The sequence below is a fragment of the Enterococcus sp. AZ188 genome (assembly GCF_050544075.1).
In the GTDB taxonomy this organism is placed as follows: Bacteria; Bacillota; Bacilli; order Lactobacillales; family Enterococcaceae; genus Enterococcus_D; species Enterococcus_D entomosocium.
In genome coordinates, this window is record NZ_CP172943.1 from 2,243,484 (window position 1) to 2,266,417 (window position 22,934).

General features: G+C 44.1%; 20 protein-coding genes. 2 read left to right on the forward strand and 18 right to left on the reverse strand.

Features of this window, described 5'->3' with window-relative positions; all coding sequences use genetic code 11:
- Window positions 1-207: 207 nt before the first annotated feature.
- From IGI86_RS10530 to IGI86_RS10595, 14 genes are all read right to left on the reverse strand, one after another.
- On the reverse strand, window positions 208-1,782 hold the full coding sequence (locus IGI86_RS10530) for a GspE/PulE family protein (RefSeq protein ID WP_244732023.1): 1,575 nt from the start codon (window positions 1,780-1,782) through the stop codon (window positions 208-210).
- 14 nt (window positions 1,783-1,796) lie between these two features.
- Window positions 1,797-3,845, reverse strand: a complete 2,049-nt coding sequence (locus tag IGI86_RS10535; protein WP_430617256.1) for a type II secretion system protein — start codon at window positions 3,843-3,845, stop codon at window positions 1,797-1,799.
- Window positions 3,832-4,518: a type II secretion system protein gene (locus IGI86_RS10540; protein WP_430617258.1), complete on the reverse strand. Its 687-nt coding sequence runs from the start codon at window positions 4,516-4,518 to the stop codon at window positions 3,832-3,834. The genes IGI86_RS10535 and IGI86_RS10540 overlap by 14 nt, the downstream gene beginning before the upstream one ends.
- Window positions 4,519-4,561: 43 nt before the next feature.
- A complete protein-coding gene (locus tag IGI86_RS10545; protein WP_244732034.1) occupies window positions 4,562-5,260 on the reverse strand; it encodes a type IV pilus modification PilV family protein in 699 nt (232 codons plus the stop codon).
- A 21-nt stretch (window positions 5,261-5,281) separates the two neighbouring features.
- On the reverse strand, window positions 5,282-5,605 hold the full coding sequence (locus IGI86_RS10550) for a hypothetical protein (RefSeq protein WP_430617949.1): 324 nt from the start codon (window positions 5,603-5,605) through the stop codon (window positions 5,282-5,284).
- Between the two features lie 38 nt (window positions 5,606-5,643).
- Window positions 5,644-7,098: a hypothetical protein gene (locus tag IGI86_RS10555; protein WP_430617259.1), complete on the reverse strand. Its 1,455-nt coding sequence runs from the start codon at window positions 7,096-7,098 to the stop codon at window positions 5,644-5,646.
- Between the two features lie 13 nt (window positions 7,099-7,111).
- Window positions 7,112-8,155 carry a hypothetical protein gene (locus IGI86_RS10560; RefSeq protein ID WP_430617260.1) on the reverse strand — a complete coding sequence of 348 codons (1,044 nt, stop codon included), beginning with the start codon at window positions 8,153-8,155 and terminating at the stop codon, window positions 7,112-7,114.
- Complete coding sequence (locus tag IGI86_RS10565) at window positions 8,148-9,527, reverse strand: glucosaminidase domain-containing protein (RefSeq protein WP_034872257.1); 1,380 nt, start codon at window positions 9,525-9,527, stop codon at window positions 8,148-8,150. Before IGI86_RS10565 ends, IGI86_RS10560 begins: the two co-directional genes overlap by 8 nt.
- Complete coding sequence (locus IGI86_RS10570; protein ID WP_005235091.1) at window positions 9,460-9,834, reverse strand: hypothetical protein; 375 nt, start codon at window positions 9,832-9,834, stop codon at window positions 9,460-9,462. The genes IGI86_RS10565 and IGI86_RS10570 overlap by 68 nt, the downstream gene beginning before the upstream one ends.
- Window positions 9,831-11,138: a hypothetical protein gene (locus IGI86_RS10575; RefSeq protein WP_422705855.1), complete on the reverse strand. Its 1,308-nt coding sequence runs from the start codon at window positions 11,136-11,138 to the stop codon at window positions 9,831-9,833. Before IGI86_RS10575 ends, IGI86_RS10570 begins: the two co-directional genes overlap by 4 nt.
- Before the next feature lie 137 nt (window positions 11,139-11,275).
- Window positions 11,276-12,361 carry a DivIVA domain-containing protein gene (locus IGI86_RS10580; protein WP_430617261.1) on the reverse strand — a complete coding sequence of 362 codons (1,086 nt, stop codon included), beginning with the start codon at window positions 12,359-12,361 and terminating at the stop codon, window positions 11,276-11,278.
- A 790-nt stretch (window positions 12,362-13,151) separates the two neighbouring features.
- Entirely contained in the window at window positions 13,152-13,880 is a 729-nt protein-coding gene (locus IGI86_RS10585; RefSeq protein ID WP_008378710.1) for a GntR family transcriptional regulator, read from the reverse strand.
- A gap of 101 nt (window positions 13,881-13,981) precedes the next feature.
- Entirely contained in the window at window positions 13,982-15,337 is a 1,356-nt protein-coding gene (gene celB, locus IGI86_RS10590; RefSeq protein ID WP_016613472.1) for a PTS cellobiose transporter subunit IIC, read from the reverse strand.
- Complete coding sequence (locus IGI86_RS10595; RefSeq protein WP_034878497.1) at window positions 15,321-15,833, reverse strand: hypothetical protein; 513 nt, start codon at window positions 15,831-15,833, stop codon at window positions 15,321-15,323. Before IGI86_RS10595 ends, celB begins: the two co-directional genes overlap by 17 nt.
- Before the next feature lie 418 nt (window positions 15,834-16,251).
- Between IGI86_RS10595 and IGI86_RS10600 the strand changes: the two genes are divergently transcribed.
- Window positions 16,252-16,620 carry an iron chaperone gene (locus IGI86_RS10600; RefSeq protein WP_086373108.1) on the forward strand — a complete coding sequence of 123 codons (369 nt, stop codon included), beginning with the start codon at window positions 16,252-16,254 and terminating at the stop codon, window positions 16,618-16,620.
- A 77-nt stretch (window positions 16,621-16,697) separates the two neighbouring features.
- Here the strand turns inward: IGI86_RS10600 and IGI86_RS10605 are convergent, their stop codons facing one another.
- A complete protein-coding gene (locus IGI86_RS10605) occupies window positions 16,698-18,038 on the reverse strand; it encodes a peptidoglycan DD-metalloendopeptidase family protein (RefSeq protein WP_086332518.1) in 1,341 nt (446 codons plus the stop codon).
- 282 nt (window positions 18,039-18,320) lie between these two features.
- Here IGI86_RS10605 and IGI86_RS10610 point away from each other — a divergent pair, with 282 nt between their 5' ends.
- Window positions 18,321-18,752: a GNAT family N-acetyltransferase gene (locus tag IGI86_RS10610; RefSeq protein WP_016613476.1), complete on the forward strand. Its 432-nt coding sequence runs from the start codon at window positions 18,321-18,323 to the stop codon at window positions 18,750-18,752.
- A 296-nt stretch (window positions 18,753-19,048) separates the two neighbouring features.
- Here IGI86_RS10610 and IGI86_RS10615 read toward each other — a convergent pair whose 3' ends face one another.
- From IGI86_RS10615 to IGI86_RS10625, 3 genes are read right to left on the reverse strand one after another with little or no spacing between them, the layout of a single operon-like run.
- Window positions 19,049-19,750 carry a response regulator transcription factor gene (locus tag IGI86_RS10615; protein WP_016613477.1) on the reverse strand — a complete coding sequence of 234 codons (702 nt, stop codon included), beginning with the start codon at window positions 19,748-19,750 and terminating at the stop codon, window positions 19,049-19,051.
- A gap of 11 nt (window positions 19,751-19,761) precedes the next feature.
- On the reverse strand, window positions 19,762-22,362 hold the full coding sequence (locus tag IGI86_RS10620) for a DUF4118 domain-containing protein (protein WP_430617262.1): 2,601 nt from the start codon (window positions 22,360-22,362) through the stop codon (window positions 19,762-19,764).
- A gap of 12 nt (window positions 22,363-22,374) precedes the next feature.
- Window positions 22,375-22,911: a potassium-transporting ATPase subunit C gene (locus tag IGI86_RS10625; RefSeq protein ID WP_430617263.1), complete on the reverse strand. Its 537-nt coding sequence runs from the start codon at window positions 22,909-22,911 to the stop codon at window positions 22,375-22,377.
- Window positions 22,912-22,934 lie beyond the last annotated feature (23 nt).

Sequence of the window (22,934 nt, forward strand, 5' to 3'; positions counted from 1 at the left end):
GTTTTTTTTCTCTCAGTTCACGATTTTCCCGAATGCGGGTACGGGTCGGAGCTGTTTTTTCTCTCGTCGCCCTTTTTGGTTGCTCGCTCTTGTGTTGCCACTCTCGTTTGATCCATTAAACCAGCCCCTTTCTATGTGCATTTCCTTTTAAAACAATGTATGTAGTTCTTCGGTGATCCCTAGATCACCGATAAATCAATCCGTGCCTCACTCTTCTGCGGCGACCACCTTCAAGACTTCTTCGATGGTGGAAAAGCCTTGTTGCACTTTGTCTAACCCATCATCCAACAAAAAGCGCATCTTTCGTTCCTGAACATAATCCATCAGCTGGTCGTTAGTCGCTTTGTTCGTGATCATACGACGCAGCTTGGCATCGATCGTCAACAGCTCTTGGACGGCCATTCGCCCTTTGAATCCCGTATTGCCACACTTTGGACAGCCCACAGGCTGTGCCAGTTCCGTAACCGTGATGCCATAGGATTCAAATAACTGCTTGTCCTTGTCGCTGGCTGGTCCTACTGTCTTACAAGAAGAACAAAGGGTTCGGACGAGCCGTTGAGCTAAGATGCCTTCTAACGCATTAGCGACCAGAAACGGTTCTACCCCCATGTCGACTAAGCGATTGATGGTGCTGACGGAATCATTGGTATGCAGGGTGGATAATACCAAGTGCCCGGTCATGGAAGCCCGAATCGCAATCTCCGCCGTTTCGCCATCTCGAATCTCTCCCACCATCACGACATTGGGGTCTTGTCGCAAGATCGACCGTAACCCAGCGGAAAAGGTCAAACCGACATTGCTGTTGACTGCCACTTGGTTGATACCTTGCAGCTGAAACTCTACTGGGTCTTCGACGGTGATAATATTGATCTCCGGCGTGTTCAACTCTTGCAGCGCCGCATACAAGGAAGATGATTTCCCTGATCCTGTCGGTCCTGTGACAAGAATGATTCCATGGGGTTTATGCAAAATCGCTTTAAAGGTCGCCAATACCTTCGGTTCAAAGCGAAACTCATCTAGGCGCCGAATGCCACTGGAGCGATCCAACACCCGAATCACGACTTTCTCCCCATGAATGACAGGCAAAACCGAGACCCGCAAATCAACCACGTTGCCCCCGTTACGAATCATTGCTCGACCATCTTGTGGCACACGTGTTTCGGTGATATCCAAGGAGGAAATGATTTTCAGTCGTGAAGTAACACCAGTCTGAATACTCTTAGGCAAGTTTTCATGGGTACGAAGCTCCCCATCGACCCGTAAGCGGACGACTAATCCTTTTTCTTGGGGATCGAAATGGATATCACTGGCGCCCCGATCCACCGCATCTTGCAGCAGGGTATTGACCAATTTGACAATCGGCGAATCATCTAATTTTGAGTCGCCTTCTGGGTCGATGGTTTCAACGAGAGAGTCGCTCAAGCCATCCAAACTGATTTCAGAAGGGTAATCGCGAACGATCAGTTGTTGGATATCGGCATTGTGGGCTTTTTGCGGACGAATCAATAACCCAGTGATCAAACGCATTTCATTGATCGCCGCATAATCCCCAGGGTTTGCCATCGCAACGGTCAAGCGGTTGCCTTTTTTTTCTAATGGAAAGACGCTGTGCTGTTTGGCAAACGAGCGGGGGATCAAGGACAAAACCTCTGAGCTGATCTCTAAGTCAAACAGGTTGCCTGTTTGTGTTTTCTCAGCAGTGGTTGAACTTGTGGTGTTCTCTGACTTTTTGAGAGACCTTCTAGGTTTTCTACGTGGCGTTCTTTCACTTGATTGCGGCAACTGGCGCCCTCCTTTCAATAATCGAGTTTGTTGATATAGTCAAACATTCGTGTAACGGTTAAATATGCTTCATCATCAGACCACATGTTTCGATCCAAAAAACTTCTGAGGATCGTTACCTCCCCCGATTGCGCCTGACTTTCAAAGTCGCGGACGCGATAATTGACGCCTAATTGTTGCAGTTGATTTTCTAGTTCCACCTGGTCATCCATATAGTAAGGTACGAGAACGACCGTTCCTTCAAGACGACGGTTATGAGCCCCTGTTGCTAAAAAAGTCGGGTCAAATAATGCCAAATCTGGCAGTATTTCCATGACAAAGGTCGACTCTCTATCCACAGCTAAATGAAAGGGTTCCACGCCTGTATGACCCAAGATCAGCTGGGCACCATTTTTTAAGGTGATTTGATTCCAATACGCTGGATCTTCATAATAAGAATCAAAAACCGCGGAACTGCCGGCTTCTGCTAATGCCAATCTACGAGCAGTTTTCGGCGCATCGATAAATGAAAGCCCGTGAACCTCCATTATGGTATTGCTGCCATCCAATGTGATTCTTGACGGGTCATGGGGCACTGTGAATTGATTTTGATTCTGAAAATACGAGAAATCATCGATCGTTCCACCACTAGGCATCATCGTATTCGTCAGCATAAAATCACCATAAACAGTAATCCTTCGTTCCGTATCTTCGGTACTATGCACGATCGAGCCTTCCGTGACTGGTCCCGCATAAAAATTGCTGCTCGTCAGAACCATCGACGGCTTCATAAACGTCAAACTACCATCTGCCGCAGGGTTCTGTTTCGTAGCTTCTCGATGATAAAAATTAAAATAATTGGTATTTAATTCGCCTAACCCAGTGCCCGCATCCGGTGAATTTACGGAAACATTCAGATGGCCTTCAGCAAAGAGAACCCCTTCTTGCTCAACTCTCGAAGCCGAACTATTGGTGTTGTTGATCCATACGTTTCCAGCAAGGATATCCGTATATGCTTGTGATAGGACCAAGCGACTGCCAGCTCGACTGCCCAAATCGATATACATTCCTAAACCGGCTTGCAAGAAGATGTCTTTGATCACGTTCAACCCGTTACTAGGCTGTCCGCCATCATTCTGGATCGCAAGCAGACTTTTTGCCGAAAATTGCCCGCTTCCCTGTCCTTCCATCTGGACCCCATGATTAAAGAAAAAGGAACCATCGAAATGCAGCCAATTAAGAATCGGCTTTGTTCGAAAATCTAAAAATCTGCCGTCTTGAAAATCTTGCAGGACATTGTTGGCAAACCCGAATTGCAAGAAGTCATCCGATTCAAAAGCGAGATAATCAAACGATGGACGTACACGTTGAAAATCGGCGACTTCAAACAATTTTCGAACCCAAGTATCGGCGGATACAGCTTGCCCTGCTGTAGAGGGTAAGTAATAGGGATAAAAAATGTTTCGCCAAATATCCAGCTGTGTTTGTCTTTGTTCGAGGTCTTCTTCTTCAAGCTGCATTTCATAGATATATTCGGCAGAAGCTGTATGTACTCGCGGTTGCCCTTCAGCCAATTGCGTCTGATCCGTGACTTGCGATTGAATTTGAATAATGATTTGAAGATTGGTTTTATCTGGCAGCATCGAAGCGGATTGGATCCATCCTTGCTCCCCACCAGATTTGGTCATTACATAAGGGGCGATCTCATTATATTCATAGTCAACGACAGAGGAGGTAAAAGAAAATTTATCATCGATGGTCTCATTCACATCGACTTCGTCCAGCACAAATCTCAATTCGTTATCTAGATGGTCTTGCCATTCATTATTATTAGAATAGAAGCCGCCATTCTGCATGGTTCGAGTGATGAAATCATCTATTCTCAGTTTTAGGTCCTGAGAAGCGAGTTGAAAGGAATATTCGTGTACATCTTCCACGCGACGGAAGCTATCTACCGTTCGAATTTGTGAATTGACATTTCGAGCAACTAGGAAAACCAAGCCAATCATCAAAGAGGAAAGAATGATCGCCGCGAGGGCATAAATCAGCGCAAAACCCGCTTCATTTTGTCTACCATCGTCCATTCCCCGGTACCCCCCCTCTTGCTTTCTCATTGTCCCGATAATTGATCGTAAATTCTCGTTTATAGATAATCTGCTTGTGGTAATCAGTGACCAGATCCTCCATCTGCCACCAGCCAGTCAAATCATCATAATAATCCGCAAAGTTGATCGTTTCCGTGTAAAATAAAACGAAAAACTTGGTCTGGATACTGAACGTATCGCGATAATTTGGCGTATAGTGATGGGTCAACGTCGCTTCATTCTCATTTTTTTGTTGAATGATCTTTAACTTAATCGTAGGATCTTTCGTATCATAGACTCTGGCACGAATATTGTTGGTATCTGTGATATCCGTCACAACCATTCGCGGACTGCCCTCTTCCGTAATCGTTGCCCCTAAGGTTCCTTCGGGCATTGTTTTGACAATATGTTCCTCGTGGAAAAGAAGACTATCATATTTTCCTAAATACCCCGCATGTTCATAGATACCATCAATTTTGGCGATTCGGTCTGCTTGCGCCAAGATTTCATTCGCTATCCCTTGAAAGGAAGCAATTCGACCTTGACGAACAGAGGCTTGGACGATCAAAAAGAGTGTCCCAGAAAAGAGTGCAATGATGATGCCGAATATGACCATCGCCCCTAACAATTCGACAAGCGTGATTCCTTGCTCATCCTGTAATCGATGCTTCATCTGCGCCCCTCCTTTGCAACTTCCGCAAGAACAGCCAGCCCTTTCAATAGTCTACTACCCAATGCAGATACGTTTCTGTCAAAAATGCGCCCGTTTGTTTATCGAAGACCTGAATAATAAGTCCGAGCCCGAGCTGACGACGGTCGTAACTGTCTTCTCGCAGTCCATGTCTGGGGTCTTCGCGAATGGAGACCTTGACCAAATAGTTGGTGGTTTCTTCATTCTCCGACAAGTACGTTCCCATATAGAGGCGATTTTCTTCCGAATTTACCAAGGGCTGCGGCAAATGAGCGCCAGAATGATCGTATACCACCTTGCGAATAAATCGGCCCCGATTGAGATCATCTACAGCAATCGGGATTTCTTCATACATCGGTTGCCCTTGCGCATTGTATTGAATCCCTGAATTATCGAGGACCAAATGGTGTCGGCGAACTTCTGAGGGATCATCTGGATCGACCATCATCCAAGAAGGTCTAGCCGTAAAGATCCCGATATTCAAATCCGCCAAGTCTTGAGTCTGTGCCCGGTATATTAGCCATTCCTTGACATCATCTCGTGCTGCGATGGCCTCTTCCATTCGAGTATTGTAACTAAGGATCAGGTTGTTTTGGATGATCAGCATGGCGATCATGACCATTGCGATCCCGAGAATGACGATCGCTCCAAGGATCTCAACCAGGCTGAACCCCGATTCATCAAGTACACTATGTGCATGTCTGCCGTTTTTCAGTTTTATCACCTGCTTTTTGCCTAGTCCCGATCAAAGAGAATCCTTTTCTTCTAGGTGGTTGATACTTGTATCTGGGTCAAGAAAAGATAATTTGCTAAGGGTGAATCCCCAGTGAATCAGTTTATTGAAATCAGGGTAGTCAGCTAATGGGATACTTTTTTTGGCTTTGCGTGTAATGCGGATTCGTTCCCTGATATGATGATACCTTTCTTCTTCAACCAGTCGCTGAATCTCGGCGATCCCTTTTTCAACATCAGGATCTTCGACATTCGCTTGCATGTATTGTTGGTAGAAATAATCCAAATACTTCCCGTATTGAAGAAAATATCGGTATTCAATTTCTTCAATGACCATTTTCACGTGAATCTCTCCTTGACTTATTTTCTAGCAACTTATTGAAGTGAGTGCAAATGCCGATAGATGATCGCAGTGGCACTCTCTGGCCGATCATTGTCTAACTGAAAGACCTCCTTTAATGATTGTCGATCAGAAGCCTGAATGACTTCGACTTTCGGTAAAAGCTCGTAGGCAAGATGGCTATCGTCTGCGACACTTGTATCGATCATCACTTGTTCGATCAGTGAACGGGTGACGCCATAACCGTCTTCACTTTGATAGGATCGGTCCAAAGGGAAACTATAATAAAACCAGCCATCATCGGGATTATAGATCCAAGTATTTCGATCGATCTGACGGTAATCGCTCAAAGAACCGAATTCGATCATGATGGCTTCTGAGTCGATCTGGGCGGGACTTTCAGAGACAAAGCTGCTTAGCGTTTTCACCGATTGGGTCGGATACAAGCCAGCAGCATCGGGAAACGCACTGATCATCTCTGGCAAGTGAAAGGCACTGCCTAACCCAGATTCTGTCGTCGTGTAATCAAATGACGACTGGTCAATCGTTCCCTGTTCTCCGAGATACGTGAATCCCGTAGGTTCCTCACTGGTGGAAAAGGGGCTGGCTAGCTGCGACTCCGCCCAGTTTCGAACAAAATAACGATACCCTTCAAGATAATAACTATAGGTCAAGTTGGCTGCTTCAAAGGTCCACTCAGCAACCGGATCAGCAGGATTGAGTAGCAGCAGTTCCCCACTCATTTTCTGCATGACCGGTTGTTGGTTTCGTCGAAAGGAATAGCTGAAGTGAGCTTCGACAAGGACCGGTTCTTGCCAGAGATCTGGTGGACCATCGATCAAGTCTGATGACGGTGGCTCCTCCATTTCTTCATTGCCTTCGGTGCGATCGTAGAAGTTCTCAGGATTTTCCTGTTCTTCAGCGTCTAGTTCCCCCAATAACTCCTGCATCTCTTCACTATCGAAGGCATCCAAGGGAGGCGTGGGTGCCAACTCTTCGATCGTCTCATCGCTGATCCAAACCATCACTTGACCATCAAGAGCATTTCCAATGAGTTCTGGGATCTGCTGGGTCACGTTCTGATACCCCCTTGCTAAAATTTCGTTTTCATCAAAGCGAGACAGTACTGGTAATAAGTCTGGCGCATCACTCGCATCTGCCGCCTGCTCAAAAGCTGCTTCCTCACTGTCTGGCGCGATATAGCGCAGCACTTCTTCAAAACTTGCTCGGACAAAGACTGGCACTTCACTAGCGTTCATTACCCGAACGGATCGTTGGATCGTCGTCCCTGTAAGGGTCATTCGTTCCTGCCATTCTTCCAAAATCTCGATTTTTTCGAACACTTCATTTTCATCCGCTAATCGACGAATATGAATAGACTGATTATTCTGCCAAATCAAGATGCTAAGCAACAAAAGAAAGAAAAGCAGACCCGCGATACTATTTCTTAACACAATTTTTTTTTGCACCCTTGTTTCCTCTTTTCTCAAGTAATGACGGCTCTCAAGTAAAGAGATAAATGCCTAATAGAATGAATAAGGCGATCAATGATACACAGAAGATGATGGATAATATCAAGTTTTGATCAATAAAACGAAACACATCTGCTACATGGTTGATACTCATTGAGACTTCTCCAACGAAACGGTCTGCTTCGATGGCTTCTTCCCCAAATGCCTGTCCATCACCAATGACGGATAAATGATAGCCCTGCTCTTCGTCAGCCTCGATCGATAGTACTCGGCGAGCAATATAGCCGGTTCCTGAGCCATTTGTAAAGACCGCGAGCCCGTTTGGCTGTACTTGAGTGAAGGCTTGTTCTCTTAAAATGATCAAATCTTGTGTGCGTAATGCGGAGCTGTCAAGATTCGCCATCCCATTATCTGATAAACGCACCACCCGATGATTAAAAACTGTCATTTCGTTTTGATCAGTCACATATAAGCCGATAAACGTAAATAGGACAGTCATGCTACAAACCAAGAAAATCAGATAGATGATTTTCAGTACGAGATTGCCAGATTTCTTTTTGGCTATTGGTTTCTTCGTCGCGGCTTTGCCTTTTTGCGGGGGACGTCGTTTCTGGGAAACTTCCGCTGGTTTTTTGCCGTGCTTGTGGGTCCCTTTTGATTTGGCATTAGGATGACTTGATTTTTTGATTTTCCCCTGCTCGTTGTGCTGACTTGGACGTGCTTGCTGCGGTGGACGCTTTTTCTTTTTGCGTGGTGCTTCACTGGTCGTACTGACAGCTGCTCTTTCTTTTTGCTTGCTAGGATGCTGCTTTTCGATCGGTAATTTGGGGCGATTCGCTGTACTAGCCGCTTTTTTTCGTTTCTTTTTCACAGGCGCCTGTCCTGTCGGTTCTTTTTGGGTCGGCTTTTTTGGTCGTTTCTTGCCACTAGAAGGGCTGGCTTGCTTTCCTTGCGCCTGAAACTTTTCGATTCGGGGATTTCTCGGTGTATCCTCTGATTGGTCTCGTTTTTTTTCACGTTTGGCAGGCTGTGGCGGACGTTTTTTTCTTCTAGGTGCTTGCGACTGATTACTCATTGGCATCTACCTCGCTGCCCGCTCGTTCCATCCCTCTTAATTGGTTTGCATAAGTATTGGCATTGGCATTTTCCTGCAAGCGATCCTTGACGGTCCGAATGGACGCTGGCAAATTCCCTGAGCCTCGACGATTTGCCGCGCTTCTTTGCAAGTCTTCAAACAACGAACGGGTCGTCTCCGCTTCTTCCTTGCGGGCTGCTTCGATTGCTTGTGCACGTGTGCGTTCAATCTCTTCCAAAATCTCTTCGGTCGGCTCATTATCATAAATGGTTAGATCATAGGCCTCAATCAACGCATTCAGCTTTTGGTCATAATGGATGTCCGTAGCATAGCGCCCTGTCAACCACGCAGTTGCTTCCCGATAAGTTGGGGCATTTTCTTTCCAAACGGGGGCATAAAAGCGCGGGTTGCCTGTGATGCCTCCTCTTAGTAAGCGAGCGTAATCTTCGATGGATTCACGGTAACTTGGGTATTTACGGAAATTGGAAGAGATCGTATACCACGCACCACTTCCATCATCTTCTTGCGTATTGAAGGTCACTTTTTGCCCACGAAAGCTGCCCTTGATGCCAAAGAGATTGTGGTTTGGCGGACTGGATAAGGCACTATTTCCTGAGCCAGTCTCCAAGATGGCTTGTGCGATCATCACTGAAGCATAAAGATCATTGTTATAGGCAACATCCTGCGCGTCAGAACCAATCTCATTGATGAATTGTTGTGTCGTTAGATTACGAGAAACCGAAAATTGAAAGTTGCTTTCCCGCTCTTCTTCATCGATCGGCGATTCGGGTTCTTCAGTGATTGGATCGGGCTCTTTTTCTTTGTCCTGATTGGTTTGATTCCCATTTGATTGGTTGTTTCCGCTATTGTTGCTGCTGTTGGTATCGTTGGTTTCTTGCTCATTCGTTTCAGGTCCAGCAGGCTGATTCGGCTGTTGATCGCCTTCTGAAGGATCTGGCGTCGACGGAACGTCTTCGGCCTCTTGATTTTCTGTTTCATCCGTGCCGCTCTCCATTTCTTCCTCGTCTGTCTGTCCCTCGTCTGCCGGTCGTTCCACATCATTTACGACTTGGACTTCCGTTCCTTTTTCGCCCTGCTCCGCTTCTTCTGGAAGGGTTTCTTTTGTTTGTTCTGGAGGAGTATCAAGTTGCTCCGTTATCCTGTCAGCTCCTTCGTAAGAGACCGGTCGGAGGGCATCCGTTATCGATTGCCCACGACTTTCTCGTTGTGCATCGATGGTTTCCATATAAGTAGATGGTTCTACACCTAAGATCGATCGAACCATGGCTTCAGAAATCGTTTGATTATTGATGATTCCGATAAATGCTCCGATCGCTAACAGACTTTTTACGTTTCTTCTGGGCTTTTTCATCTTCTTGATCCTCCTCCTTGGGGCTGTTCTTGCTGGTGCCTTTTTTTGGTCGTTCATGGTCTTTGCTTTCATTTTTCTCAAGCTGCACAAGCAGCAATTGATAATGAAAGGCATTGTTCCGCAAATACATCGTAAAACCTAGCAAAAGAGCGAGTAAAAACAAGTGACTGATAGTGACATATTCTCGAAAGGCAGAGAGATAAAAATAGGCGGTCAGCTGCAAAAATACCGCTAATGGGATCAAAGAAGCAATAAAGTAGATGCGGTATAAGAATAAGAATCGTTGTTTTTGCTTTTGGGTTCTCATAGACTGCTCCTAACGTCTGTATTGCCTTCGATCAATGCTTTTTTTTCTAATAGATAGCTTTCGCTTTGGAGAAGATCAAAGTAAGCGGCTTTTCGTAAAAGATTGTCATAGTCCATCTTCATAATGCGTGCGTAAGGTTTTCTAAACCATGGTCGCTCATACAATTTGACTCGTGACTCAATCACGCTGCATTCATAAAAAACCAAACTGATATCTTTAGCAGATAGGTTGTTGTCGACCACTTGCTGCACTTGCCCTCTCTCATAGGTCAATTCTTTTTCGTTCAAGGTCATTTTTTCGATCTTTTGTACGAGATTGTCATTGATGCGCCAAACCTGTTCGAGGTATTTGGCTTTTTGAAAAAGATAGGTATATTCTCGTAAGCTGATTTTCAATTGCGTATGCCAGTTCTCGTCTTCTTCATCGGTCAAACTGTTTAAATAGTGGATACTATTTTTGATCAAAGAGGCTTCTAAGTTTTCGATGTAGATCTCAAGCTTTTGATTGGCCAAGCGCAAGCGCTCTTTGCTTGCTCGTTCTCGTTTCGCCTCTTCCTCCAACGCTAATTCATTGGCGTTGACTTTGGACAATTGCTTGGCTTTTTTTGACTGTTTTTTTTTGCTGCTTTTTTTTCGAACTTTCTTTTTGAACTTTGGTGGCTCATCCGCACTGACCTTTTGGAACTCGAGCGTGTCTTCCAGTTCTTTTTTCACTGCATTGGTTTTGCCCTGACGTTTTTCTTCATGGACTTGCGCTTTCGGGCGACTCACAAACGTGACATTTTGTTCGTCGATCACGCTTTGTACGATTTTTACCAGTTGCTCTTTAAAGTCGTTCGCATCACTTACACCAGCGGGGGCTTGCTGCTGCAAGCTAGCATGCAACTGCATCGTAAAGGGAAACTCTTCTTCTGTGTATGCGATTGGTACAAACTCCAAAAACAAATTGCTTTTCTCATCGGACACATGATTGATGCCGATTTGCGTCCACACAAACTGAGGAAATTGCTGTTCCAAGGGAATGCGTAATTTTGAGTAATCGATTTTTTTCCGTAAGATCTCCATCTCGATATGATGGGTGAAGGCTTCGATGGAATAAAATTGCTCAAAGTAATGCGTCACTTGTTTGCGAATCGACGATTTGAGCGGCCACTTTTTTTGATAGAGGTTGTCGCAGGCAGTGATTACTGATGGAAGTGCCTCTTGTTTGTAAAATAATTCCTCAAGATTTGGACTCAAGGTTGGATAGATGGCAATTTTTAAAATATCATTCGTCACATTCGTCCCAATGACCAACATGCTCATAAGAAATCAAGTCGTAGTTGTTGCTTGTGATTTCTTATACAGCACATATGGTCCTAGTGGGTTTCCCTCCTTTGTCGTGTCGCTCTCGGAAATTATTTAGCAGACCTTTTCGTCTATTCCGACTCATAACCTTCTTTTTAGTCTGGAAGATTCAACACTTTGCTATGCTGGATCAACTGCTCAAACAACCCTTTCGATTCATGATGAAACGTCGTAAGTCGTTCTTGGTATTGCTTGATCTCTTGACGGATTTTCATCACTTCCATCGATGCTTCTGAAATGATCTTGTGGGCTTCATTTTCCGCCATCTGACGTCTTCTGTCGGCTTCCAGTTCTGCTTCAGCAGCGGTTTCCCGTGCTTTTTCTTTTGCTTCGATCAAAATCGTCGCCAGCTCGTCCTTCATTTGTTCGACCTTTGCCAGCTCACGTTCCAAGTCACGCTGTAAGACATTCTTATCTGCCAATTGTTCGACTCTTGAACGTTCGAGATCCCGATATTTCGCTTCGGCTTCTTGCAAGCGCATGTTCAACTGTTGATTCTCATTTTCAAGCGAAGTGATCCGCCGCATGCTTTCGACTTCTTTTAATTTGTAGTTTTCGATTATCGCCGCTTTTTCTTCTAAATGAATCGCTTTTTCTTCAAAAGCTTGGACTTGTTTGCTTTTCTCTTCTAATTCTTTTAGTAATTCATCTTCTCTTTGACGCAATTGTTCGAGCTCTTCTTCCACTTCGATCAATTCGTCTTCTTGACTCGTCAACTGCTCAATTTCCTGCTCATAATTGGTTTTGAGGGCTTCTTGTTGACGTTCTGCTTCTTTTAACTGCTGCTGTAACTCGTTGTAACGCATTTGCAGCTGCTTATTTTCATAAATGATACTTTCTTGTTGCGTCGCTTGCGAAGCCATCCGATTGATGGATTCTTGTTTGTTTTCCAATTGCTTGGTCAAATGTTCGACGGTCTTGGTCAGTTGTGAAACGGTATTTTCTAATGCCAGCAGCTCTTCTTGGGCATCATCGTCATACTCGTCTTCCTCGTATTCTTCATCCTCGTACTCATCGTCCTCGTACTCGTCGTCCTCATATTCTTCATCGTCATACTCATCGTCATCATATTCTTCATCATCGTACTCGTCTTCGTCGTACTCTTCTTCATCATATTCCTCGTCGTAGACATGAACGCCTTCGTAAGTTTCTTCATCTTTCTTTTTGCGAAATAATGCCATGTTACCCCTCCTGATTCCTCACTCATCGATGATTTGATTCGTTAACAATTTAGTGTGTCTACAAATTGGTCTGCTTGTTCGTCTGCTTTCGTGAAAAGTTGCACTTTTGCTGTTCTATCCGCGGTCGTTCTTTCAAACGAGCTGACGTTTCTGCTGTGACCTTTTGAGCAGTGATGTCCGTTTCCTTCTTGCCATCATTCGTTCAAAAAAAGAAAGCAAAACCACCACACCCCATGATTTCCACGACCTCCATTTATTTTGGAGGATAGAAATCAAGTCAGTGAATCGGCCTGTTTCTCAATAAAATAGCCATTAAACGAAAAGACGGCTTCCGTTCGCAAAACATCTGTTGTCTATTTGATAGTATCAAAGCAAAAACAGATTGAAAAATCAGATATTTCTTTACTTGATGAAATATTTGTCAGAGCAAGTCGGTTATCCACATGATATTGTTAAAAAATGAGCAAAATATCCTCGTATTAAGGAAACGAATAGTCTTCTTTAAACGATCTTTATCTTAAATCAACAATCACGCCTTCCTAACCGCCGATCAATCCCCTCAAAAAAAAACAGCGACCTTATAAGCCAAGGTCGCTGATCGATTCTTTACCTATTATATAGTTTTACTGCTCAGTCATCTTTCATCCATTGGAAGCGATCCTTTTTCTCTCAGTTTGAAAGCCGGTTCCAGTCCGCTGCTCAGCAACTGTAAGTCTTTTTTCTCCCTGATGGGCTGCTTTTCTCTTGCCTTCAAAAAAAGAAAGAACCGTTTCTTGAAAATCAGTTTGCTTTAAACGAATAACTTTTTATGCATGTATAATGTCGCCATCCGATAATCATAATGGATCATCGAAAAGGCTAATAGCTCCCCATTTCTCAGATAGCTGTCGTCTCGTACGATCAGTGCGGGCATGCCTTCTTCTAGATGAAAAAACGCAGCTTGTTCCTGTGATAGCGGTTTGCTTTGGATGAACTTGTCGATGAAGGCAACTGTCAGTTGTTTTTCTTCTGCCAAAGCTTGGAACATTGACCCCTCCATCATTGTTTCGGAGATCTCCCCTACGATTTCAGGTATATAATAGGAACGCTCAATCAAATACGGTTTGTCATCTAGCGTGCGAAACCGTTGGACTTCGATAAAGTGCTGATCTTTCGCAAATTGTTTTTGACTTGGGAGAAACAACGCCTCTGATACTTTGACCAGTCGCTTTGAGGCTTTGACCGTTCGAATGTTTTTCTCGCCCCGTGTCAAGTCTTCATTGAAGCCAAGATCACCTTGTTCAATGGTCGGTTTTTGGTTGTTATGAAAACGAATATAAGAGCCGCGGCCTTGCATCTGGTAGATCCAGCCCATCTTGCTCAACTTATTGAGGGCTTGGCGTAACGTATAACGAGAAACTGGATAAATTGCCAAAAGCTCTCGTTCACTAGGCATCTTCCCCTGCTCATTTCCAATATCACCGGCTTCGATCTTTCTGATCAATTCTGCTGCTAAGTCTTCAATACTGAGTTTCGTCATCTGCCTACTCCTTTCCTTCGGATTCTCTACTACTATTATGATCTTTGGCGTAAAAAAAGCCAGCTATTTTTCATAGCCGGCTTATCAAAAAAACGGATTGATTATGCCTTCGTTGCGTTTGCTTGTTCGTCCTTGTATAATTTGCCATCATACATTTTGATGAATGGGAACCAAATCAAGAAAGCAACGACTGCACAGATGATTGCTAAGACAAAGGCACGCCAGTCACCACCTGAACCAATAAAGCCGGATAAGCCAATTGGGGTCGGCCACGCTACTTGGGCAATCGGTGGGTTAACAAAGCCTAAGTTGATGCCAAAATAAGCAACGGACATTGAAACCATCGGTGCTAAGAAGAATGGGATCGCTGTGTACGGGTTGTATACCACTGGCATCCCGAACAAAATCGGTTCATTGATATTGAAGAAGGATGGCACGATCGCTGCTTTTCCTAAAGCACTTAACTGCGCTGATTTTGCAAAGAAGGCGATGAAAATCACCATTCCTAACGTCGCTCCTGAACCACCGATCGTTACGAAACTATTGTTAAACTCACCCGCAAAGGCAATGTTGGCACCATTTTGGTTTTCCACCATATTCGACAATACGATTGGCGTCAAGAATGAGGTCACGATCGTTGCCCCATGAATACCCACGATCCAGAGCGCATGCATGAAGAAGTAGATAACAAGTAGTCCGACCCAAGTACTGGTCAATTGCGTCACGAAACTAAAAGGAATCGCAATGACTTTGAAAATATCTGTGCCCATTGCGACTAATACACCATTGATGACGATTACAGTAAGTGCGATTAGCGCTGTAGGAATCAAAGCAGTAAATGAGGAAGAAACACCTGTAGGCACTGTATCAGGCATTTTGATGACAATATTGCGCTTCACACAAAACGCGTAGATTTTTACCGCAATGATCGCCATGATGATCGCTGTAAAGATCCCAGTTGTTCCTAAACGAGTAACGCCTCCTCCGATTTCCCAACCATTAATGATTTTTTGATCGTCAGAAATCACTTCTACTAGCGTGGCTACTCCGCCTTCAAACACTAGTTGCGGTAAGCACATAAAGAACGCCATCATTGAAAGCAATGCCCCATTGACTGGACTTAAAACAAGTTTTTCTTCTTGTGCTTGAATCTTAGTATACTCATATCCAAAGACAATACAAAAATATAGTGCTAAAATCCCCATTGTTGCAGTATTACCCAGCATATATAGATTAACTACTTTATCAAATGATGTGCTCCAAATGCCCTCTAATACAGGAAAACTTTGGGGTAAAACGCTGATGATCAAGAACATAGATCCTACAATAGTGAAAGGAATCGACGCCATCCCGGCTGCCATGACCCCACGAACGATCCGTAATTGTGAGATTTTCCCCATTGGACCCATTAAGTAGCGGTCCAAGAAGGCAAACATTTTGTTATTTTCTGAATCCATTGACTGTTCCTCCTTGAGTTTCAAATGTAGTCAAATACGTGAAATATTTGTCGCGGTCATGCTCGATCAACCACGCTTTACGCTGGATGAACAGGCACGCGATCATGCCGACAGTAAACAAGGCAAGTAAGATGCCTCTACCCGATTGATTCATAAAAGGAATCAATGTTGCTTGCTGTCCGATCAAAATAAATAGAATTGCAATCAGATTGACACCGAATTGGAGCCAATATCCGATTTTTGTCACCAGTAAACGATTCGATTGCTGCCAATATTTTTGAGTTTGTTCAATAAGTATAAGTCCATCAACGATCAATAAGGCAATGGGAATCAAACCAGCCCATGTCCATTGAGACAGACTCAATAGGGTCCAATAAAGATTGACAAAGAAAAAGATCGCAGTCATATAACGAAAAAGTAAAAAACGATTAAACCGCATACTTTTGTTTGCATATTCTTTCTTGGCTGCTTGGGTTACCGGTTTCCTTTTGGTCACAAGTCCTCCTCCTTTCTTTTTGCTTTCGCTCAACAACTTGTTCGAACAAGTTATATTCTAGCAGAATTCTTGTTGAATGCAACCGATTTCTTTTTGAAAGTTTCCTCTGAAAATAATCTGCTTTTTCATTTGTTATTTCTGAAAAGTTAAGCTGATCTCAAGGAACCGTGCAGGATAATACTGGAATGTTCCTGATGTTTGGCTTTTGTTCGAGCAGAAAAAAAGTTGTTTTTAGCGTTACTTTTTGCAAAAAATGTTTGTTTCTGAAGGCTTTATCCCCCATGCAAGGCAACAGGTTTGTCAACTTACTAACTTTACAGTACACTCCAAGTAACAAAATAGTTGATTTCAAACATGCGTTATTTTTATTAATCGACATTGCCTGTACTCGTTCCTTAAAACGAAAGGAGATCTCCCAATGGATGTATTAGAAACTTACTTAACCAGCATTGAAGATCCAGTAAAACAAGAAAAACTCCGTGCCTTATTTGCCGCTATTACCAAGAAATTTCCTGACCTCGTTCCAGTCATTAAATGGAATCAGCCGATGTTCACCGCCCATGAAACCTTTATTATCGGTTTCAGCGTTTCAAAACCGCACTTTTCTGTCTCTCCAGAAACCAAGTGTCTTGAACAGTTTACCGATGCCATTGAAAAAGCTGGCTACAGCCATACGGATAACATTTTTCGCATCAAGTGGACTGAGCCGATCGATCAAGCATTGATTGAAGACATGATCGCTTTCAACCTGAAAGACAAAGCGGAGATGACCCGCTTTTGGCGCTGAGCCAATTGAGACTTCGTAAAAGAATAGCAACCAAAAAATCCGCAGAAGCCTGTTCGCTTCTGCGGATTTTCTGACTATTATAAGCCCAATTCTGGTGCCGGATCAAAGAATCCTGACCATAAGCTTGTTGACATCCCTAAATGTAGATGGACGCCAGTTGAATTTCCAGTCGTTCCCATACCGCCTACATATTGTCTAGCTGAGACGCTTTGTCCGACCGAGACAGCTGGCAGTGTACTAAAGTGCATGTAGTAGCTGTAAATGCCATTGGCATGTTTGATGATCACATAGTTACCAGTTGACGGACCATAGCCCGCTTCGACAACTTCGCCTGCTTGAATCGCATAGATCGGTGTTCCTGTCCCCCCGGTAAAGTCGATGCCATTATGTTGATTTCCTGATGCCCCTGTTGGATCTGTTCGATACCCAAAACGACTCGAAATATGAACCGAATCGACTGGCATTTGCCATCCACCTGTGCTTGCTTGTTCTTTTGGCTCAGTTGCTTGCTGCACAGGTGCAGGAGTAGCTGCAGTTTTTTCTGGAGCCACCGATGTTTCTGGCGCCACTGCTGCTTCCGTCTTCGGCTGTGCTGCTGCCACTGCTGCTTGTTGAACGGCAGGATTTTCAGCAGTTTTAGCTGACTCGGCTTCTGCTGCTTGCTGGCGTTTTGCTGCTTCTTCTGCTTCTTTGCGCGCTTTTGCTTCTTGTGCTTCTTGCTCAGCCAGTTGCTTCAACGCTGCTTCTCGTTGCCGTTTTGCTTCTGCTTGATCCGCTTCCAATCGGTCTTTTTTCTCTTCTTCGGTGTTCAATGCCAAGGCAAGGTCCGCTAGTTCAACTTCTTGATTCAATTTGACATCAGCTAATTCCGCTTGTTTTCCTTGCAATGCGCTTGACTGCTCTTCGATCGCAACCAATTGTTCCTGCAACTCTTTTTCCAATTTCTGGCTCATTGCGATATCTTCTTGCTGTTGTTCGACGATGCTATTGCTGGCATTCATGATCGTTACTGAAGCAATCGCCCGTTGAATGGCTTCTCCGATGGATTCAGCATCAACGATTTTTTGGAACAACCGATTGGAAGGTTCCGACGTTTGAATGTCACGCGCTTGATTCGCCAGTACCTCTGTGCGCTTGATGATTTTTTCTTCAAGGACTTGGATCTCTTGTGCCAAGGCATTGACTTCTTCTTCCGTCGTCGTTTTCTTTTGTAGGATTGCTTGGATTTCTCCTTCAATCGATTGAATCTCTGCCTCTGTGGATCGTTTCAGTGATTCTAATGAGGTAGATTCATTTTTTATGTCACTGATTTTTTCATTTTGCTGCTGGATCTTCTGATCAAAGCTGTCTGCGGATACCGTCACGACAGGCAGCGTCAGCAAAACAAGTGAACTTGCAACCAAAAGTGTCTTTTTCATTTTTTCTCCTTAACTAGATGTGTCTTATCGCTTTCTCTAGCATACCGAAAGATTTCATTCTTGGGGCTGTTTTCACACAAATAACATCTGGCTGCAAGAAATTGACATCTAGCTGAAACAAAATTGTTAGAATATTTCAACGAAAAAGATTGCTTTTCTTCGTCATTTAACCTTCGTTACTTATCAAGCGGTTCGTCTCCTGACCGATTGTCTACGAAAGTGCCGCGATTCGCAGCAATCAGTACTGGACCTATGCTATACTGAATAAAAACGGAGGTTCTCATGATACAACAAGTGACCCAATTTACTGATTCTGAATTAGAAACCATCGCCCAGATTTGGCTGCAAAGTAATTTGGATGCCCATGACTTTATTTCGGCTGCCCATTGGCAAGATAACTATGATTTTGTGAAAAAAGCCTTCTCTGATGCCCTTATTTACACCTATTCGGTGGATGATCAGCCCGTCGGCTTCATCGGGATGTTGGGTGATTATATCGCTGGTATTTTCGTTTTGAAAGACTATCGTGCCCACGGCATTGGCAAGCAGCTTTTACAAAAAGCACAAGCAGAACACGAGAAGCTGACTCTGAATGTCTACCAAAAAAATACAGCTGCTATTGCGTTTTATCTCAAAAACGGCTTTACCATCGTTTCTGAACAACTGGATTCTGATACCAATGAAATCGAAAACACCATGGAGTGGCATCGTTGATGCTGCTCTTTTTCCTATTTTTTTCTACCTGTTAGTTAACGAACCCTTTGGAAACTGTTTAATAAAAAAAGTATAACTGATCAAACAACATATTTCCCAGCAATACATATAGGACAAATATACAAAATTTGAATGAGCAACATGATTGATTATTTTCCCCTTCGTGCAGTCCCATCTTCCCTTGGATTGGCACTGTCAAATGGTATAAAGCAGTGGATACTATGGTCATTGATGCAATGAAAGTAAACAGCCTCCTCCTAAATTTTAGGAGGAGGCTGTTTAGGATTGAATCGAACTTATACAGAAGATTCTGCTGGATACTCCCGCAAGCGATACCCGACGCCGATTTCAGTGATCAAATACTCTGGCTGCAGCGTATTGGTTTCGATTTTTTTGCGAATGTTTGAGATATTGACTCGTAAGGTTTGTGCATCCGCTGCAAAAGGTCCCCAGACTTCACTGGTCAGCGTATCGTAAGTGACGACTTTGCCTAAATTCTTGAACATTACTGCCATGATACGGTATTCGTTTTTGGTCAAATGGATCTCATTTTGATTCTTGTACAGGATTTTCTTCTCAAAATCGATCGTTAACTCCTTGTTTACGAGAATCGGGCTGCTGCTAAAGGCAGCTGACTCCTTGTGCCGCAATGCCGTGCGGATACGGGCAAATAATTCATTGGTACTGAAGGGCTTTGTTACATAATCATCGGCACCGAGGTCTAACGCTTGCACTTTGTCTTGTTCATCTTTGCGGGCAGAGATCACGATGATCGGTGTGTTCATGCGCTTACGAATGATTTTTAACAGCTCCATGCCATCAATGTCCGGTAAGCCCAGATCCAGTAAGATGAAGTCGATAGTTTCTTCCTGCAAGAGCATCAATGCCTCCATGCCCGTACCAACTGACGTAAAGTTGTAGTGTTCTCTTTGCAAGACGACCTCCATAAAATCAACGATATTCGAATCATCTTCAATCAATAAAAAATGTCGCTGCATGTTCTTCCTCCTTACTGCTTTAAATAAATACGAAAGATGGTACTGCCGGCTTTCGTTTCGATCGCCAATTTGCCTTCATGGGCATGGATGATGGTTTTAACGATACTCAGTCCGATGCCTAGTCCATTTTTGGAATCCACCGGCACTTCGGTGTCATTAGTCAAATTCGCTTGGATCTTTTGGTATTGCCCTAGGGGGATCTCCCCTTGGTTCTCGATTTCAATGACCACTTCTTGCTCCTGAAAAACTCGCAAGAAAATCGGTGTATCGGCGGTTCCATGGCGTACGCCATTTTCAATCAAATTAAACAAGGCTTGTTCGATCAAGATTGGATCGACTTGGACAAAAATCAGCTGATCGGGCATCTTCACGATGATTTTTTGGTGCGGATAGACTTTTTTTAGGTGCGTTAAAACCGCTTCGATAATTTCTTCGATTGGTTCTTCACTGCGCTTGACCGCCATGTTAGTCAAATTGATGCGGGTCACCGACAGTAAGTTTTCGACCATGCGGATCAACCACTGGGATTCACTTTGGATATCTCCTAGCAGCTTTTGTTTCGTTTCCTTTTTGATCGCGCCTTCGGTTTCGCTCAATGTTTCGGCAATGCCAGAAATCGTCGTCAGTGGCGTCCGCAAGTCATGAGAAACCGCACGCAGTAGATTGCTACGGACTTTTTCCCGTTCGTTTTCCAATTGGATCTGTTCTTTCTCACTCGCCAGAGAGACTTGCTCCAACACGGTAGCGATTTGGGTGATCACTAAACGTAAGTAATTCAATTGACTATTGGCCAACTGATGCTCCTCGTTGCGTTCTACCCCAAGGGCGCCTAGTGGTTTGCCGTTTAAAACGATCGGCAAGTAAAATCCATTGGCACCAATCAGAGTATCTGTGCCGCGACCGGCTTCTTTTTGATTTTTCACGACCCAAAAAGCGACGGCTTTCTCATCCTTGCCAGTCAGTTGAGACAATGTTTCTCTTGAAGAATGCAGACTTCTCAAGTGCCCTTCCCTGTCATATAATGCCACTTCTCGTTGGAGTAAGCGTGCCAAATAGGTGGTCGTACTTTCATAAATGTCTTGCTCATTCCGCGTTTCCATGTATTGTTTGTTCAACTCATACAATATCTCCATTTGATGCTCTTTTTCCTTGGCATTTTCTGCCTGGGTCTTCAATCGAACCATCAAATTACTGATCATTAAGGCAACGATCAGCATGATCACTAATGTGATTGGATAGCCTGCTTTATAGACCGTCAAGGAATACAAGGGTTCGACAAAGAACCAATTGTAAGAAAGGACACTAATGATCGATGCCATGGCACTCCAAAGATAGCCACTCGTGTAACGTGCCACTAAGAGAACAAAAAAGATATAAACCAGCATCAAATTCTGATCGCCGAAATGTAAGTACTGCATGCCTTCTGTCACTATGGTAGCGAGCATGATCAGCCCAAAGGTCAAGGTGAAATCTCGACCACCGCCTTCAAATAATTGCGAAAACGTCAGCCGTGGTCGCTGCATTTTTTCTTTAAAAGGAATCAAATGGATCTCAATATCATCAAGGCGCCGAATCAAGCGGTCTTCCAAATCCTCGACAAACAATTTTTGGAACCACTTCTGAGAAACCTGTTTCCCCATGATAATGTCACTGGCACCCGTCATTTTGGCATACTCTACGATGGTCTCAAAACTGTCATCCGCTTCGATGTTGATGACTTCTGCTCCCAAACGCTCTGCCAATGGCACCTCGGTAGGTGTATCATCTAACGATCGAACTTGAATCACCGTCCATTCCGCCCCCACTCCTTGGGCTAAGCGGGCGGTCCAACGAATGCATTTCTCTGCCATTTTCGGCAAGCGATCATCAATAATCGTCAAAAGCTTGCTTTGGACTCGTTTTCGACCGCCGTTCATTTGATTGATATGATTGGAAGCTTTTTGGATCGCTAATCCACGTAAATGATCAAGTTTTTCTGGCGTAAAAAAGTTTTTTAGTGCCCGCTTGGCATTCTCATCGGCATAGATTTTGCCTTGTTCCAACCGATCAATCAGTTCGTCTGGTTCAACGTCCACCACTCGTAAGCTGGCGTGCTGGAAAAAGGTGTCGGGTACAGTTTCTCTGACTTCCACTTCCGTGACCTTTTCCACGATGTCATTCAGACTTTCGATATGCTGGACATTGATGGTCGTGTAGACGGTGATTCCTGCATGCAATAGTTCATCAACATCTTGGTAACGTTTTTTGTTTCGCGCACCAATGGGATTGGTATGTGCTAACTCATCGATCAAGACGATATCTGGTTTTAGTTGGATCAGTCGATCGATATCCGGCTCATATAGGGTCAATTGCTTGTGCTGGTATTGCTTTAATGGTACTTGTGGTAACCCTTCAAGCAATCGATTGGTATCAGGACGTTTGTGGGGTTCGATATAGCCGATCACCACATTTTTGCCCATGAGCAAACACTCATGGGCTTCGGTTAACATCGTATAGGTTTTTCCGACACCGGCAGCAAAACCGAAAAACACCCGTAGTTTGCCACGTTTAGGTCCAAAGCCGGCTTGCAGCAGCATCTCTTCTGGGATCGTCTGCTGGTTGTTTTCACTCATAGATGCTTCCCCCTATTCTTCGGGTAATTGATCGAGCTGCTGATTCAAGGTCATGATATTGACATATTCTCTCGTGGAGAACAGATCAGCTACTTTATTTCTGTTTATTATATCATGAATTGTTTGTTCATCGATGCCTCTTGTGTCAGCGATCCGCGGCAGTTGAAAAAGTGCCGCTTCGACACTGATGTCAGGATCAACGCCACTACCCGAAGCGGTCACGAGATCGATCGGCACACTGGTTTGGGTTGGGTTTTCTGCCATCAACGCCGCTGTCCGCTCAGCTACAGTCTTTTTTTGGGTCGGATCATAGGGCGACAATTGTGAAACAGTTTGATCACGGCCTTGGAAGTAACCTGCTTGGTCAAAGGGTTGCGCAAGCAGCTCAGACCCTTTGACCTCTCCACCTTCCACGATTTGACTGCCATTGGCTTGATGGGCAAAAAAGACTTGTCCGACACCGGTGACCAACAATGTATAGAGACCGCCAAATAGCACGGTACTAAAAAGTAAAAATTTGATACTGGCAAAGAGGGTATTCTTCATCATGTTTTCCTCCTAAATGACTCCTT

What these genes read in the sequence shown, in the direction of transcription:
- IGI86_RS10625 (WP_430617263.1), bottom strand. Translation starts at nt 22,911, where the DNA reads ATGATGAAGAATACCCTCTTTGCCAGTATCAAATTTTTACTTTTTAGT.
- IGI86_RS10610 (WP_016613476.1), top strand. Translation starts at nt 18,321, where the DNA reads ATGATACAACAAGTGACCCAATTTACTGATTCTGAATTAGAAACCATC.
- IGI86_RS10620 (WP_430617262.1), bottom strand. Translation starts at nt 22,362, where the DNA reads ATGAGTGAAAACAACCAGCAGACGATCCCAGAAGAGATGCTGCTGCAA.
- IGI86_RS10570 (WP_005235091.1), bottom strand. Translation starts at nt 9,834, where the DNA reads ATGAGAACCCAAAAGCAAAAACAACGATTCTTATTCTTATACCGCATC.
- IGI86_RS10575 (WP_422705855.1), bottom strand. Translation starts at nt 11,138, where the DNA reads ATGAGCATGTTGGTCATTGGGACGAATGTGACGAATGATATTTTAAAA.
- IGI86_RS10600 (WP_086373108.1), top strand. Translation starts at nt 16,252, where the DNA reads ATGGATGTATTAGAAACTTACTTAACCAGCATTGAAGATCCAGTAAAA.
- celB (WP_016613472.1), bottom strand. Translation starts at nt 15,337, where the DNA reads ATGGATTCAGAAAATAACAAAATGTTTGCCTTCTTGGACCGCTACTTA.
- IGI86_RS10615 (WP_016613477.1), bottom strand. Translation starts at nt 19,750, where the DNA reads ATGCAGCGACATTTTTTATTGATTGAAGATGATTCGAATATCGTTGAT.
- IGI86_RS10565 (WP_034872257.1), bottom strand. Translation starts at nt 9,527, where the DNA reads ATGAAAAAGCCCAGAAGAAACGTAAAAAGTCTGTTAGCGATCGGAGCA.
- IGI86_RS10585 (WP_008378710.1), bottom strand. Translation starts at nt 13,880, where the DNA reads ATGACGAAACTCAGTATTGAAGACTTAGCAGCAGAATTGATCAGAAAG.
- IGI86_RS10560 (WP_430617260.1), bottom strand. Translation starts at nt 8,155, where the DNA reads ATGAGTAATCAGTCGCAAGCACCTAGAAGAAAAAAACGTCCGCCACAG.
- IGI86_RS10550 (WP_430617949.1), bottom strand. Translation starts at nt 5,605, where the DNA reads ATGGTCATTGAAGAAATTGAATACCGATATTTTCTTCAATACGGGAAG.
- IGI86_RS10605 (WP_086332518.1), bottom strand. Translation starts at nt 18,038, where the DNA reads ATGAAAAAGACACTTTTGGTTGCAAGTTCACTTGTTTTGCTGACGCTG.
- IGI86_RS10535 (WP_430617256.1), bottom strand. Translation starts at nt 3,845, where the DNA reads ATGGACGATGGTAGACAAAATGAAGCGGGTTTTGCGCTGATTTATGCC.
- IGI86_RS10580 (WP_430617261.1), bottom strand. Translation starts at nt 12,361, where the DNA reads ATGGCATTATTTCGCAAAAAGAAAGATGAAGAAACTTACGAAGGCGTT.
- IGI86_RS10540 (WP_430617258.1), bottom strand. Translation starts at nt 4,518, where the DNA reads ATGAAGCATCGATTACAGGATGAGCAAGGAATCACGCTTGTCGAATTG.